This is a genomic window from Sinomicrobium endophyticum (genome assembly GCF_052983315.1).
In genome coordinates, this window is record NZ_JBRKIS010000043.1 from 41,620 (window position 1) to 54,997 (window position 13,378).

Consider the following 13,378-nt stretch of genomic DNA (forward strand, 5'->3'; position numbering starts at 1 on the left):
AAATATATCTGCTATTGCAGACTTACAGTATTCTCTGGTCTGCAAAACTGAAATAGTTTTCTTCCGTTATGATCAAATGATCCAGTACACGGATATCCAGGCTTTCGGAGGCCGTTTTCAGTTTTTGCGTCAGTTGTTTATCCGCTTCACTTGGCAACAAGGCCCCTGAAGGATGGTTATGTGCCAGTACTATGGCCGTAGCTCCCAGTTCGAGGGCACGTTTCATTACAAGCCTTATATCCACCAGTGTTCCGGTGATCCCTCCTTTGCTCAGTTGCGCATATTGTATGACTTTATGGGAATTGTTGAGATATATGATCCAGAACTCTTCATGGGGAAGCTCTCCCACTATGGGCTGCATAAGTTCGAATATCGATTTGCTGCTGGTTATCTTAATCCGTTCCAGGGCCTGTTCCACTCTTCTCCTCCTCCCCAGTTCCAGGGCAGCGGCAATGGTAATGGCCTTGGCATCCCCTACCCCCTTGAACTGTGTAAGTTGCTTTATGGAAAATTTCCCGAGTTCATTGAGATTGTTATTCGCGGCAGACAATATTCGTTTGGAAAGCCCTACGGCGCTTTCGTCTTTATTACCGCTTCCTAACAGTATGGCTATAAGTTCGGCATCGGTGAGTACTTCCCTGCCCTTTTGAGATAGCTTTTCTCTTGGTCTGTCATCTTCTTTCCAGTTCTTTATGGAAAAGGATGCCGTTCTTTCCATGCGATCGTATTTTGCATAAAGATAAAGGTTTTGCAGGGATTTTTGCAAATTTAGCCACGCATGATAAACCTGTCTTAACCTTTACATACCATATGCCCCGATAGCTTCATAAAAATCATCTTCATCCACCCCCATATGCTGGCAGATCCATTTTGCCCCGGCCAGGTGGTGTAATGCCTGTTCATCCGGCAGTTCGAGGGGCATTGGCCCTTCAGGCGTATGCAGCATGATCTCCCCGTTCTCTTTTTCATATTCCGGCCGGCCATACGGATGTTTTCGGATAGGGTTTTCGGAAGTTTCCACTATAGTTCTCAGTTTTTCGTCCTCCTCGTTATAAACTGCGATACCTCCTTTGACCACACGATCTACGAATACGCGGAAATGTTCTTCGGTTTCGGCTTCCGGACCGATTCCGCTTAACAGGGATATATTGGGTTGGTACCAGTGAAATTCCGGGGTTGCATCCGCTTCGGATAAAGGCCGGTCATTGCCGGTAAGAAGTATAAAATCGTTGTCTTTCGTTAGGTGTGCCGTATGCTCCGATCCGCCGGATATTACATGATCGACTTCCCTGTTGTGATATTCCAGTACATGCAGTATCGCGGACGCTATGGCAGCCCTCCCGGAATTACCTGCTATAACCACCCTGGTTTTATAGCGGGCAAATTCGTATAAGAACTCCGGAATGGAATACACCTTTATTTCCAGGCTCATGGCTTTCAGCAATTCCGGATTATCCGGTTTTACAGAAATCCCGGTTATGACCCCTTCCAGCCCGGTATTTATATTTTCCGGAGACCAGCTTTCACCTGCAGCCAGCCACCCGTCTTTTTCCATTTCAGATCTTTGTGCAGCGGAAATATGTTCATCACTGCCACTTATTGAATATCCGCTCTCCCGCAGAGCACGGGCAAGGGTGTAAAGCATCTCGTCTCCGATTCCAATACAATGTAAATGCATACGAATTTATTTCTGCGCAAAGGTAAAAAAGGAGACCCACAAAAACACTAAAAAACGGAAAAACTCCAGGTAAACGCATCATGTGCAGAGTATCTGAGAATGGGAGAGTGGGAGAGTGGGAGAGTGGGAGAGTGGGAGAATGGGAGAATGAGAGAATGTGACCATGAGGTAAAGGAGCTCGGGAAATGAGAGGATAGAAATTGCAGGGATGATCGGGAGACCAGGTGCCCTTCGGTTCCGCTAAAACAACCTGTAACTTGTAACCTGGGCTTCGATACACCCATCGCTGCGCTTGGGCACTCAGCCGCCTACGCTCTGGCCCAAACCTGCATGAAACCTGGAACCTGGAATTATTTATAACTTCAGAATACGTTTGCCTTAGAGAAAACTCCAATGAGAGCAGGATCCAAGAAAGGTAATTTACTTCCCCTCTTTTCCGTAGATACCCGGAAGGGCAAGTTGAAATTTCACCGCCAGCAGCCTGATGGCAATAACGATGAGAACAGACACCACAAAAACCACATCATCGGATACGGGCAGTAATCTCAATAAAAAATAAGCTCCGGCTCCCACTACACATGCAGTGGCATAGATCTCCTTGTGAAAGATCACCGGGATATCATTACACAGAATATCGCGGACTACACCTCCGAAACAGGCATTAATCGTTCCGAGAGCAATACACATAACAGCGCTTAGTTCTGCCGTTATTCCTTTCTCTACCCCCACAAGCGTATACAGACCTATACCAATGGTGTCGAACAGAAAAAGGGAAGTACGCAGGTACTTCAGCTTTTCTTTGAACAGCAATGCAAAGATCACGGTAACGATAATCGTATACATATATATATTGTTCTGTAACCAGGTTACGGGCTCTGTTCCTATAAGGATGTCACGTATGGTCCCGCCTCCTACGGCGGTGACAAAAGCAATGATAAAAACGCCGAAAATATCCAGTTTTTTCTGCAAGGCTGCCAGAACGCCCGATATGGCAAAGGATACCACACCGAGAAGGTCTATAACAAGGTAAAACATTACTATTCGGATTTATGGGTTTCGGGTATCTGTTTAATGATTTCTTCCGCAGGAACCTCATCCGTTCCTTCCCGGTTCTGTTTCTACATTTTCTGGGTGAAGTAATTATAGTCCTTAAGCACCCGGTCTATAAACGAATGTACGTCGGGTTCTACCGCCTTCACCTGTATTACTTCTTCTATTTTTGTTTTCAGTTTGAGCATCATCAGCCTGTCCCTCGATTTTCTGGCAGACAAAAAGGTTTCTTTAATAATCCGGGCATCATTGTCGGACAAACGGATTACCGACGGATATACGGGCTGGTATCCTTCCTGCAGGTTTTCCAGGATCGTATGGTCTATGGTTACCTTGTTTTTCAGGCTTATCACCGAAGTCCCTGCCGTCATATCGCCCAGCCTCTGGCTTTTTTCGCTGGCCACAATACTGATAATGGCTATGATCCCACTAAGCATATTGATATCCACTATCCGGAGAAACCACCGGATCAGGTAATCCGGGAACGATGCCTGGTAGCCGTCTATTTTCACCACCTTGATCTTGAGCAGTCTCTTGCCGGGGGTCTGCCCTTCGAGCATGGATTCGAACAACAGGGTGTAGAATATGAAAGGCAGGAAGAAGATCAGCACTACGGCTATCTGCGACCATTGGTCCATTCCGCTCAGAAAACGGTCAAAAGCCAGAAGCCGGAACAATATCTGGTAAACTACTACGGCACACGCCACTTTTATCAGCATGTCTATGATATAAGCAAGGATACGTTCGCCTATTGAAGCAGCGGTAAAACTGATATTAACGTTCTGAGTAGTATTTATTTGTAATTCTGCCATTTTACTGTCTTCTGATGCCTAGCCGAATGCGGAACGGTAAATTCCGTATCGTATTATTTTCACTTCTAAATTACTGTGCCGGCAACCATAGTGTCCATCCCTTAAATCCGGTATATTTGGACAAATTTACTACCTGCCCGACGTAAAAGTATCAGTTTTATTTTAACTTTACACTTTCGACCCGTCTTATTTGACGTACCATTACATGTCTCCGGCAAACTACCTGAAAGCGGGAGCATTTAACCAGGACTATGAGAGAAGTTGCCTTTATAAAACAAAATAAAGAAAAATGGCTCAACTTTGAAAAAGCTATTTTCAATCAACGGTTTAAAAACCCGGATGAGCTGGCCACTTTATACATCCACCTTATAAACGACTTGTCTTATGCACAGACCTATTACCCGAAAAGCAAGGTCATAGCATACCTCAACCAACTGGCTGCCCGGGCATTCCAACGAATATACCGGACCAAACGGCAGGAAACCAACCGGTTTCTGTTTTTTTTTCAGACAGAAGTTCCAATGGTAGTGTATCAGTACCGGAGATATTTTGCCTATGCCTTTATTCTCTTTTTTGCATTTGCGGCTATCGGGGCCGTATCAGCAGCATATGATGATACCTTTGTCCGGCTGATTCTCGGGGACGGCTATGTAAACATGACTCTCGACAATATAAAGAACGGAGACCCGGTAGCTGTCTACAAAAGCGGGAGTAACTGGGGTAGTTTTATAGGTATTACCATCAACAATATTTATGTGGGAATGCGGGCATTTGTTTACGGCATTTTCGGCGGACTTGGTACGGGGTGGATATTATTGCAAAACGGTATTATGCTGGGGGCATTTCAGTACATGTTCCAGGCCGAAGGCGTTTTGTGGGAAAGTGTCCGCGGTATATGGATACACGGTGCCATGGAAATATTTGCCATTGTAGTAACGGGCGCTGCCGGTTTTATTCTGGGCGCAGGTATACTTTTCCCGGGTACGTATTCCAGGAAAACTTCCTTTAAGATGGCTTTTAAAGACGGTATCAAGATACTTCTCAGTACCTTTCCCTTTTTTGTTATGGCCGGTTTTCTGGAAGGTTTTGTTACCCGTTATTCCGCTGCCATGCCAAACGCGCTTTCGGTAACCATTATTCTTGCAACTCTGGCGTGCATTACCTTCTATTATATTTTTTATCCTTTTATGGTAACCCGAAAAATTAATCCGCATTTATGATACAGCTTTACAAAAAAAGGGATTTCGGAGAATTGTTTTCCGACACCTTTGCTTTTATAAAGCAAAATGGGAAACACTTTTTCAAAAACTATTTTGTTATCAACGGAGGCTTTATATTAATCCTTATGGTATTGATGTATGTTTTCATGAAGGTTTACACCACTTTAATGACATCATCCTTTACTCCGGGTGGCGGTAGTCCGGATACGGCAATAGAAAATTACTTTAACAATAATGGCATACTTGTTTTTGTATTTCTCTGCCTTTTTATAGCGGTAGCGGTATTTGTGGGTTTTCTCACCTATTCCTACACCCCCGTGTACATGTTGCTTTATTCCCAAAAAGGTTCCAGTGATTTTACAGGAAAAGATATTATACAGGCATTAAAAAACAATGTAGGGAAACTTGTCATTTATATCTTCGCTTCCCTGTTGCTCTCTATACCTGTTTTTCTTGGGGCGGGAATTGCCATGTTTATCCTGTTCGTTACTATTATCGGGATGTTCTTCCTCCCGGTCCTTTTCGGGGCTATTACCCTCACCTACAACAACGCCCTGATGGAATATCTGGATTCGGACAAAGGCGTATTTGACTGTTTCAGCTACGGTTTTCAACTTATGACCAAGCGTTTCTGGGCATCCGTGGGATGTGTGGCGCTCTTTTATCTCATGGTTCAGATCATACAAGGTGCCATTACCATTATTCCCTACATGGCAGGTATTTTTTCCATCATCATAAACCCTGTTGGCCTGGAATCCAATACCGGGGAAAATGCCATATTATTTTTTACGATTATACTCTTTGTTTATTTGTTTGCTTTTCTTCTGAGCCTTCTGGGAAATACCATAATACAGATAAACCAGGGCATTATTTATTTCAGCCTGAAAGAAGAAAGCGAAAACATAAACACCTCCTCGGTAATAGACCAGATAGGTCAGCCGGAGGATTAAAAAAAACTGTATTGAAAAAGTATTTTTTATCTTTTATTTTCTGTTTTTTCCTCGGTGTCCTGTCTTTTGCCCAGGCAGTGACGGACAGTCTGCATACAGATAGTTCTTCCCCGGAAAAAAGAACGTTTTCGCAGGGTTTTAAAGAACAGTATTCCGGAGCCGAATACCAGTATGACACCACCAATGCCACCGGCTGGTTTACCCGTCTCAAAGAAGCGATCATTCAATTCTTTATCGATCTCTTTAAACTCAGTTCCAGGAGCCAGGCAGAGAATATTGCCGATGTTTTCCTGAAAATATTCTACATCCTTATTTTCATTGCCGTAGTCTATTTTATAGTCCGTGCCATTATGAACCGGGAAGGCCAGTGGATTTTCCGAAAGCCATCCGATCGCAAGATCATTGCTGCCCGCGATATTGAGAACAATATTCATGTAACCGACTTTCATCAGCTTGTGAGTGATGCCGTTTCCGGAAAACAATACCGGGAGGCGGTACGGTATTACTATCTGTGGCTGCTCAAAGAGCTTTCCGGAAGGGAACTGATCACTTATGATGCGGAGAAAACAAATTCGGATTATCTCCGGGAACTGGAAAACCACCGGTTACAAAAAGATTTTCGCTATGCCTCCTACCTCTATAATTACATCTGGTACGGAGAGTTCGACATAGACCGTATACAATACAATAATGCCGCCCGTGCCTTTTCGGCACTCATAAACTCCGTAAACCAATGAACAACAGGATAAAGTTATACACCGGACTTCTGGTTCTGCTGATCATTATAGTAACCGTATTCGAGTTATCACGCCCGGAACCGGTGGACTGGAGCCCTACTTTTAATGAAAAACATACCAAACCTTACGGACTTAAGGTATTGTACTCGGAACTGCAATCTTTTTTCACAGGAGAAGTAAATGACGTTAAAGTATCTCCTTACGAGTTTCTCTCCGATTTATATGATCCTGTGGATTCTACCTATATATCGGACAACAGTTACTTGTACATCAACAGGTATTATGTGCCCGACGGAACTTCTACCCGCGAACTCCTCAACTATGCCGCTGCGGGCAATACCGTGTTTATCGCATCGGAAAGCATGCCTGTAGAACTACAGGATTCTCTCGGTTTTGCTTCCAAATATGATTTCAGCATGAAAAGCAAGGGAAGCATAACCCTTGCCAATCCCCTGTTAAAAAAAGATTCCATTCCCGTGGATAACGGCATGATGAGCACTTATTTCTCCGAACTGGACTCCGTGAACACCACGGTTCTGGGATATCAGAATTTCGGGAAAGAAAATATCAATTTTGTAAAGATCGCATACGGAGACGGGTATTTCCTCTTACATACCTACCCCTATATATTTACCAATTATTACCTGTTGAAAGGTAACAATCACCAATACATAGCAGATGTTCTGTCTTACATACCTTCAAACGGTGTTTATTTCGATTGTAAGGACCGGCTGAGTGCGGAACTCGGACATTCTCCCCTCCGTTATGTTTTATCACAACCTGCTCTGCGGTGGGCATGGTATATAGGTATTGCCACGCTATTGGTATTCATGATATTTAACGCCAAGAGAAAACAGCGCATCGTAAAGGTTATTCCCCCCGTAGAGAATACCACCGTAGCCTTTACCAAAACCATAGGCAACCTGTATTACGAGACCAGGGACCACACTAACCTGGTAGATAAAAAGATCACGTACTTCCTGGAAAGGGTACGCAGCGATTATTATTTGGAAACAAACAATTTAAACGATAAATTCGTTCGCAACCTGGCCGCAAAAACCGGTATGGACAAAGACGCTATAAAAAAGCTGGTAGACCGCATAGTGCTGCTTCAATCCAAACCGGACTGCACCGAACAGGATTTGCTGGAACTGAACCGGGCCATCGAACAATTTTATTCTCAGAACAATATCCGAAAAGAAATATAAATATGAACGAACAAGAACATAATCCCGAAGAAATTACAGGGCAAAACATAAATCCGGACGGCGGAAATACTGAAATCCCGAAAGAAGGAAATGACACAGAAGAAACACCTGCTTCCGGCGAATTGGAATTTCGGTCGCGCATAGACCTTTCCGGACTTCAATCGGCCGTGGAACAGATCAGGGGCGAACTTTCCAAAGTTATCGTGGGACAGAAACATATGATAGACATGCTCATTACCGCATTGCTGGCGGACGGGCATGTTCTTATCGAGGGAGTTCCCGGTGTTGCCAAAACCATTACGGCAAAACTACTCTCCAAAGCCCTGACGGTAGATTTCAGCCGGATACAGTTCACTCCCGATCTCATGCCGTCCGACATACTCGGGACCTCGGTATTCGACCTGAAAAAATCGGAATTCGAATTTAAGAAAGGGCCCGCATTCGCCAACATGCTCCTGATCGATGAGATAAACCGGGCCCCGGCCAAAACCCAGGCCGCCCTCTTTGAGGTTATGGAAGAAAGGCAGATTACCATGGACGGACAGCGTTATGTGCTACCCCCGCCGTTTATGGTACTGGCCACTCAAAACCCGGTAGAACAGGAAGGTACATATAGATTACCCGAAGCACAACTAGACCGTTTTCTCTTTAAGATCGATGTGGAATATCCCTCCCTGGAAGAAGAAATAGAAATCATAACGCGTGAACATCAGCTCAAAGAAATCAAGAAAACGGATAAGGTAACGGCTTTCCTCACCAGGGAACAGGTATTCACCTATCAGAAACTGGTTAATGATATCCTGGTGGAGCCTCACTTGCTGAAATACATAGCAGAATTGATAGTCAACACCCGAAGTAACCCTTTTTTATATCTCGGAGCCTCTCCCCGGGCATCTATCGCCATATTAAAAGCTTCCAAAGCCTATGCCGCAATTAACGGGCGCGATTTTGTCACACCCGAAGATATTAAAGAAGTAGCTGTGCCCGTACTGCAACACCGTATTATCATTACCCCGGAACGGGAGATGGAAGGTGTTACCGGTAAACAGGTAATACAACAGATCATACAGGCCGTGGAAATCCCCAGGTAACCGAATACATACAACTTAGAAAGAGAGAAAATTGAAACTTTTCAAACCCTTATACCTGCAAAATCGTTTTTTTTACGGCTGTATCGCCGTAATGGTCCTGTTTGTTATCAGCTTTGTATTTGACAGGCTGTTTTTTCTCGCGCAATTGGGATTCATCATTTTGCTGACATTTACCTTTCTGGATCTTTTAATTCTCTTTTTCACTAAAACAGGCATAAACGCAGAACGGCTACTTCCCGAGAAGTTGTCCAACGGTGATGAGAACCCCATAAAAATCAGCATTGACAATCACCATACTTTCCCCGTATATGCCCGTATAATCGACGAAATTCCCGAACAGTTCCAGGTACGCAACTTCCGGATCAACCGTAAACTGGCCGCTTCGGCCACCCACACCCTGGAATACGACTTAAGGCCTACCGAACGGGGCGAATACCATTTCGGAAGACTGAATATTTTTATTTCCTCTGCATTGGGACTGGTGGCCAAACGATATATTTTCTGTGATAATGCCATGGTGCCTACCTATCCCTCTTTTCTGCAGCTCCGGAAATATGACCTTATGGCCTTTTCGCACCGTCTGCACCAATACGGCATTAAAAAGATCCGCCGTATAGGCCATACCATGGAATTCGAGCAGATAAAAGAATACGTGCAGGGTGATGATCTGCGTACGCTGAACTGGAAGGCCACCGCCAAGAAAAACCAGTTGATGGTAAACCAGTTCCAGGACGAAAAGTCACAACCTGTTTATTCCGTGATAGACAAAGGCCGGGTGATGAAAATGCCTTTCGAAGGGCTGAGCCTGCTCGATTATGCCGTTAATGCCACCCTGGTGATCAGTAATGTCGTACTGAAAAAACAGGATAAAGCCGGCATGTTCACCTTTTCCAAAAAGGTGGAAAATATTGTGGTGGCAGAACGAAGGTCCTCCCAGATGGGACTTATCCTGGAAACGCTTTACAATATAGAAACCGATTTCTTCGAGTCGGATTTCAGCCGTTTGTATGCCGATATAAAACGTAACATTACCAATCGTAGCCTTATCTTACTCTACACCAACTTCGAAACGCTGGACGGGCTACACCGGCAATTACCGTATTTAAAAGGCATCGCCAAAAACCACCTGCTCGTAGTTATTTTCTTCAAGAATACCGAACTCAACAGCCTGATACAAAACCGGGCAGAAACCATCCAGCAGGTTTACGACAAGGTTATTGCCAAAAAATTTGCCTTTGAGAAACGGCTAATTGTCAATGAATTGAGAAAATACGGTATTTACTCCATATTAACCACACCGGAAAATCTCACCGTGGATACCATCAATAAATACCTGGAGATAAAGGCCAGGGGGCTGTTATAACAATTATAGTTAAAACCGTAAGAATTATGACCCCCGTCATTTGACCAGGCCAGATTTTCTCTTAAAGATAAAGACCTTAATTTTGGTATTCGATTTTAAGGCACAAACAATATTCCATGATGAAAATCAATTACAACAACCGGGTTTTCCGCCCCGTAAGCAATACGGAAAACGGGGAGACCTCTTCCGAAACCGTTTTTTTATATAAACAAGAGGGAAATATCCTGACTTCCGAATATAAAGGAGGAAAGATACGTTACGGTCACCTTATAGGGATAGTAGATTCGGAGGGAGTTATAGAAATGCGGTATCACCAGGTAAATTCTTCCGGGGAATTAATGACCGGCACATGTAGGTCCGTGCCTGAAATTCTGTACGACGGTAAGATCAGGCTCCACGAAACATGGCAGTGGACTTCCGGGGACGAATCCGAAGGGCATTCGGTAATTGAGGAGATACTCCAAAAATAAAGGCGCGGAATTCCGCGCCTTGTCCATGTTTCTTCCGGATTGGAACAAATTATATCTTTTCGTCCAGCCATGCTTTCATCATCCAGACAGTTTTTTCCTGTTCGGTAATGAAATCACTCATCATCGCATTCGTACCTTCATCTCCTGCATCGTCAGATTCAACCAGGATAATACGCTCTATTTTCAGCAGTTCCGTCAAAGAATCTACTACAAGGGTTACTGCAGCCTCATCCTGATGCACGTTTTTGCCAACCGGAACTTTTCCCGCCTTGATATAATCTTCAAAAGTATGTAAAGGCGTTCCGCCCAAAGTGAGCACCCTTTCTGCTATAAGGTCTATTTTTTCCTGGCTGTCATTGTATAATTCCTCGAACTTCGGGTGAAGGTCAAAAAAGCGTTTTCCCCGTATATTCCAGTGAATACCTCTCAGATTCTGATAATACAATTGAAAATTAGCCAGCAAATTATTGAGGTCTTTCACCAGGTTTTCAGTTTTTTCAACATCCAATCCTAAACTGTTTAATCCCATAATAGTATGATTTTTAAGTTCCTTATCAATTTACAACAAATTTACGGATTATTTAAGGGCAAAGACATATAACATTTATCAATAGTTTTTATATTTTTATCGAATAAAACTATGTAAAAACACCGGGGAGAAAAACGTATAAAACAGCAGTCTTCCCTTCTCTTTACAGAGCATAACATACGACAATGACCATAACCCAATTACAATATGTACTTGCCGTGGCCGAGTACCAGAATTTTACACTTGCCGCCGAAAAGAGCTTTGTCACCCAGCCTACCCTGAGCATGCAGATACAAAAGCTGGAAGACGAACTGGACATCCTGATCTTTGACCGAAGCAAGAAGCCTATCCAGCTTACGGAAGTGGGCAAAAAAATCGTTGCCCAGGCCAGGAATATCGTCAGTGAGTCCGGAAGGATCAAAGATATCGTTCACCAGGAAAAAGGATTTATAGGCGGGGAATTTAAACTCGGTATTATTCCGACGGTAATGCCTACCTTGCTGCCCATGTTCCTGAAGAACTTTATCAACAAATATCCTAAAGTCAATATAAAAATAGAAGAGCAAAATACGGCAACCCTCATGCAGAAGCTTACGGACGGACACCTGGATGCCGCTATTGCCGCTACACCTTTGGAAAACGACAATATCAAAGAGCGGGTACTGTATTACGAACCCTTTGTTGCTTACGTTCCCGAAGACCATCGCCTGCATTCCAATATGAAAATAGATACGGCGGACCTCAAGATAGAAGACGTTCTGCTTCTGGAAGACGGACACTGTTTCCGTGACGGGGTCATCAACCTCTGCCATGCCGAAAAAGACTTTAAAAATGATCGTTTTCAACTGGAAAGCGGCAGTTTCGAAACTATGATAAGACTGGCGGATGAAGGTATGGGAATGACGTTGCTACCTTACCTGCACACCCTGGGGCTTAATGAAAAAAAGAAAAAATACCTTCATTTCTTCAACGATCCCAGCCCGGCAAGGGAAGTAAGCCTTATCTATCATAAGAGTGAACTCAAATTGCATATTATAGAAGCCCTGAAAGAAGTGATTTCCGGTGTCATACGAGGTGCCATAGCTTTCCAGAACGTACAGATCATAAGCCCTATCGGGAAAAAATAATAAAAAATCAGATTTAGTTGTGGAATTTTTTAGTTGGTAGTTCTGAGTTGTTTCAAAGTAACGACCCTGTTTTATGCCTGAAAAGTCCGTTTTCATGTATTTCCATAAGAATTATCTAGGCTTTTGGCAGATATTTCAGATGGAGATCAACTGGATAACCGGATCCCCTAACCAACTCCAAAACTAACAGACTAAAGGACTCCCTCAGGATTCTTGTTCAGCCCGGAACTTTTGTGCCCGACCTGTATATAATACATTACCCTGAAAACAAAAAATCCCGCTCTCGCGGGATTTAGATTTTTATGACTTCAGATAAATTAGACATTGTGAAAGTTCAGGTTTCCCCGATATAAACTGGTCAAGCCAGATTTTTAATTCTTCCAGTTCATATGGTAACAATCGGTGAACCGCTTTTTCTACCTCTTTACAAAAGAGAACGGAATCAAAGCTCACTTTCTGGAGTACGACTTGGGTATACTCATACATAGCTCTAGCCATAATTATGAACGTTTTTTAGGGTTAGTACCCGACTCCGGGCCGGGTTATAATTACATCAAATATAACGATTTTTTCATACGAATTATTTCAGGTAATCGTTAAATATTTACTAATTAACTGATTTGCAAAAGTGTGCACGTGTCTCTTTTATCCTCTAATTCCCTAAACAGACAATCTTTACCTGCAAACCATTACTTTTCCAGACGGTCCTTGACAAACTCTATCTGTGTCTTCCCGTGTGGTCTGGGTTTACCATCTTCCCCCAGGTTTACCATTACAATTCTTTCTACCGAAATAATGGTGTTCCTGGTCATTTTATTCCTTACCTCACATCGAAGGTTCAACGAACTTTTACCGAAGTTAACCACATCGATGCCTATTTCTATAATATCGCCTTCCCTTGCCGAATCCACAAAGTTGATATCGGACATGAATTTGGTGACTACTTTTTTGTTTTCCAGTTGAATAATGGCGTACAAGGCAGCTTCTTCGTCTATCCATTGCAAAAGGCGTCCGCCAAACAGGGTTCCGTTCGGGTTCAGGTCTTCGGGCTTTACCCATTTACGGGTGTGAAATCTCATATTTGTCGTATTATATTTATCCTTTAAATTTATTTATTTTGCACGAGATAACCTAATGGAAACA

At 43.4% G+C, this 13,378-nt stretch carries 15 protein-coding genes; 8 read left to right on the forward strand and 7 right to left on the reverse strand.

Going from position 1 to position 13,378, the window contains the following annotated elements; all coding sequences use genetic code 11:
• Positions 1–22: 22 nt before the first annotated feature.
• The 4 genes from radC to ACVBDU_RS16880 form a co-directional block, all read right to left on the reverse strand.
• A complete protein-coding gene (gene radC / locus ACVBDU_RS16865) occupies positions 23–718 on the reverse strand; it encodes a RadC family protein (protein ID WP_447180896.1) in 696 nt (231 codons plus the stop codon).
• A gap of 81 nt (positions 719–799) precedes the next feature.
• Positions 800–1,678 (reverse strand): Mur ligase domain-containing protein, encoded by an 879-nt coding sequence (locus tag ACVBDU_RS16870; protein WP_447180897.1) that lies wholly within the window; start codon positions 1,676–1,678, stop codon positions 800–802.
• Positions 1,679–2,098: 420 nt separating this feature from the next.
• Positions 2,099–2,713 carry a trimeric intracellular cation channel family protein gene (locus tag ACVBDU_RS16875; RefSeq protein WP_447180898.1) on the reverse strand — a complete coding sequence of 205 codons (615 nt, stop codon included), beginning with the start codon at positions 2,711–2,713 and terminating at the stop codon, positions 2,099–2,101.
• An 83-nt stretch (positions 2,714–2,796) separates the two neighbouring features.
• On the reverse strand, positions 2,797–3,540 hold the full coding sequence (locus ACVBDU_RS16880) for an RDD family protein (RefSeq protein ID WP_447180899.1): 744 nt from the start codon (positions 3,538–3,540) through the stop codon (positions 2,797–2,799).
• 251 nt (positions 3,541–3,791) lie between these two features.
• Between ACVBDU_RS16880 and ACVBDU_RS16885 the strand changes: the two genes are divergently transcribed.
• The 7 genes from ACVBDU_RS16885 to ACVBDU_RS16915 all read left to right on the forward strand — a co-directional run bounded on the left by ACVBDU_RS16885 (position 3,792) and on the right by ACVBDU_RS16915 (position 10,579).
• Complete coding sequence (locus ACVBDU_RS16885) at positions 3,792–4,760, forward strand: stage II sporulation protein M (RefSeq protein WP_447180900.1); 969 nt, start codon at positions 3,792–3,794, stop codon at positions 4,758–4,760.
• The gene (locus ACVBDU_RS16890; RefSeq protein WP_447180901.1) at positions 4,757–5,710 is read left to right on the forward strand and encodes a hypothetical protein; all 954 of its coding nucleotides are present in this window, start codon (positions 4,757–4,759) and stop codon (positions 5,708–5,710) included. The genes ACVBDU_RS16885 and ACVBDU_RS16890 overlap by 4 nt, the downstream gene beginning before the upstream one ends.
• A gap of 11 nt (positions 5,711–5,721) precedes the next feature.
• On the forward strand, positions 5,722–6,447 hold the full coding sequence (locus tag ACVBDU_RS16895) for a DUF4129 domain-containing protein (RefSeq protein WP_447180902.1): 726 nt from the start codon (positions 5,722–5,724) through the stop codon (positions 6,445–6,447).
• Positions 6,444–7,655 (forward strand): DUF4350 domain-containing protein, encoded by a 1,212-nt coding sequence (locus ACVBDU_RS16900; protein ID WP_447180903.1) that lies wholly within the window; start codon positions 6,444–6,446, stop codon positions 7,653–7,655. Before ACVBDU_RS16895 ends, ACVBDU_RS16900 begins: the two co-directional genes overlap by 4 nt.
• Before the next feature lie 2 nt (positions 7,656–7,657).
• Positions 7,658–8,746, forward strand: a complete 1,089-nt coding sequence (locus ACVBDU_RS16905; protein WP_447180904.1) for an AAA family ATPase — start codon at positions 7,658–7,660, stop codon at positions 8,744–8,746.
• A 31-nt stretch (positions 8,747–8,777) separates the two neighbouring features.
• Complete coding sequence (locus ACVBDU_RS16910; RefSeq protein ID WP_447180905.1) at positions 8,778–10,109, forward strand: DUF58 domain-containing protein; 1,332 nt, start codon at positions 8,778–8,780, stop codon at positions 10,107–10,109.
• A 116-nt stretch (positions 10,110–10,225) separates the two neighbouring features.
• A complete protein-coding gene (locus tag ACVBDU_RS16915; RefSeq protein WP_447180906.1) occupies positions 10,226–10,579 on the forward strand; it encodes an avidin-fold protein in 354 nt (117 codons plus the stop codon).
• A 49-nt stretch (positions 10,580–10,628) separates the two neighbouring features.
• On the opposite strand, the gene ACVBDU_RS16920 is transcribed toward ACVBDU_RS16915, so the two are convergent.
• Positions 10,629–11,108 (reverse strand): Dps family protein, encoded by a 480-nt coding sequence (locus tag ACVBDU_RS16920; protein ID WP_447180907.1) that lies wholly within the window; start codon positions 11,106–11,108, stop codon positions 10,629–10,631.
• 185 nt (positions 11,109–11,293) lie between these two features.
• Here ACVBDU_RS16920 and ACVBDU_RS16925 point away from each other — a divergent pair, with 185 nt between their 5' ends.
• Positions 11,294–12,235, forward strand: a complete 942-nt coding sequence (locus tag ACVBDU_RS16925; protein WP_447180908.1) for a LysR substrate-binding domain-containing protein — start codon at positions 11,294–11,296, stop codon at positions 12,233–12,235.
• Between the two features lie 300 nt (positions 12,236–12,535).
• On the opposite strand, the gene ACVBDU_RS16930 is transcribed toward ACVBDU_RS16925, so the two are convergent.
• Both ACVBDU_RS16930 and ACVBDU_RS16935 read right to left on the reverse strand, forming a co-directional pair.
• Complete coding sequence (locus ACVBDU_RS16930; RefSeq protein ID WP_447176175.1) at positions 12,536–12,733, reverse strand: hypothetical protein; 198 nt, start codon at positions 12,731–12,733, stop codon at positions 12,536–12,538.
• A gap of 191 nt (positions 12,734–12,924) precedes the next feature.
• Positions 12,925–13,314, reverse strand: a complete 390-nt coding sequence (locus ACVBDU_RS16935; protein WP_447180909.1) for an acyl-CoA thioesterase — start codon at positions 13,312–13,314, stop codon at positions 12,925–12,927.
• Positions 13,315–13,378 lie beyond the last annotated feature (64 nt).

Bases quoted from the DNA above. Each gene is read 5' to 3' on its own strand.
- ACVBDU_RS16920 (WP_447180907.1), bottom strand. From the start codon at position 11,108: ATGGGATTAAACAGTTTAGGATTGGATGTTGAAAAAACTGAAAACCTG.
- ACVBDU_RS16875 (WP_447180898.1), bottom strand. From the start codon at position 2,713: ATGTTTTACCTTGTTATAGACCTTCTCGGTGTGGTATCCTTTGCCATA.
- ACVBDU_RS16915 (WP_447180906.1), top strand. From the start codon at position 10,226: ATGATGAAAATCAATTACAACAACCGGGTTTTCCGCCCCGTAAGCAAT.
- ACVBDU_RS16870 (WP_447180897.1), bottom strand. From the start codon at position 1,678: ATGCATTTACATTGTATTGGAATCGGAGACGAGATGCTTTACACCCTT.
- ACVBDU_RS16885 (WP_447180900.1), top strand. From the start codon at position 3,792: ATGAGAGAAGTTGCCTTTATAAAACAAAATAAAGAAAAATGGCTCAAC.
- ACVBDU_RS16925 (WP_447180908.1), top strand. From the start codon at position 11,294: ATGACCATAACCCAATTACAATATGTACTTGCCGTGGCCGAGTACCAG.
- ACVBDU_RS16900 (WP_447180903.1), top strand. From the start codon at position 6,444: ATGAACAACAGGATAAAGTTATACACCGGACTTCTGGTTCTGCTGATC.
- ACVBDU_RS16935 (WP_447180909.1), bottom strand. From the start codon at position 13,314: ATGAGATTTCACACCCGTAAATGGGTAAAGCCCGAAGACCTGAACCCG.
- ACVBDU_RS16905 (WP_447180904.1), top strand. From the start codon at position 7,658: ATGAACGAACAAGAACATAATCCCGAAGAAATTACAGGGCAAAACATA.
- radC (WP_447180896.1), bottom strand. From the start codon at position 718: ATGGAAAGAACGGCATCCTTTTCCATAAAGAACTGGAAAGAAGATGAC.
- ACVBDU_RS16880 (WP_447180899.1), bottom strand. From the start codon at position 3,540: ATGGCAGAATTACAAATAAATACTACTCAGAACGTTAATATCAGTTTT.
- ACVBDU_RS16890 (WP_447180901.1), top strand. From the start codon at position 4,757: ATGATACAGCTTTACAAAAAAAGGGATTTCGGAGAATTGTTTTCCGAC.
- ACVBDU_RS16930 (WP_447176175.1), bottom strand. From the start codon at position 12,733: ATGGCTAGAGCTATGTATGAGTATACCCAAGTCGTACTCCAGAAAGTG.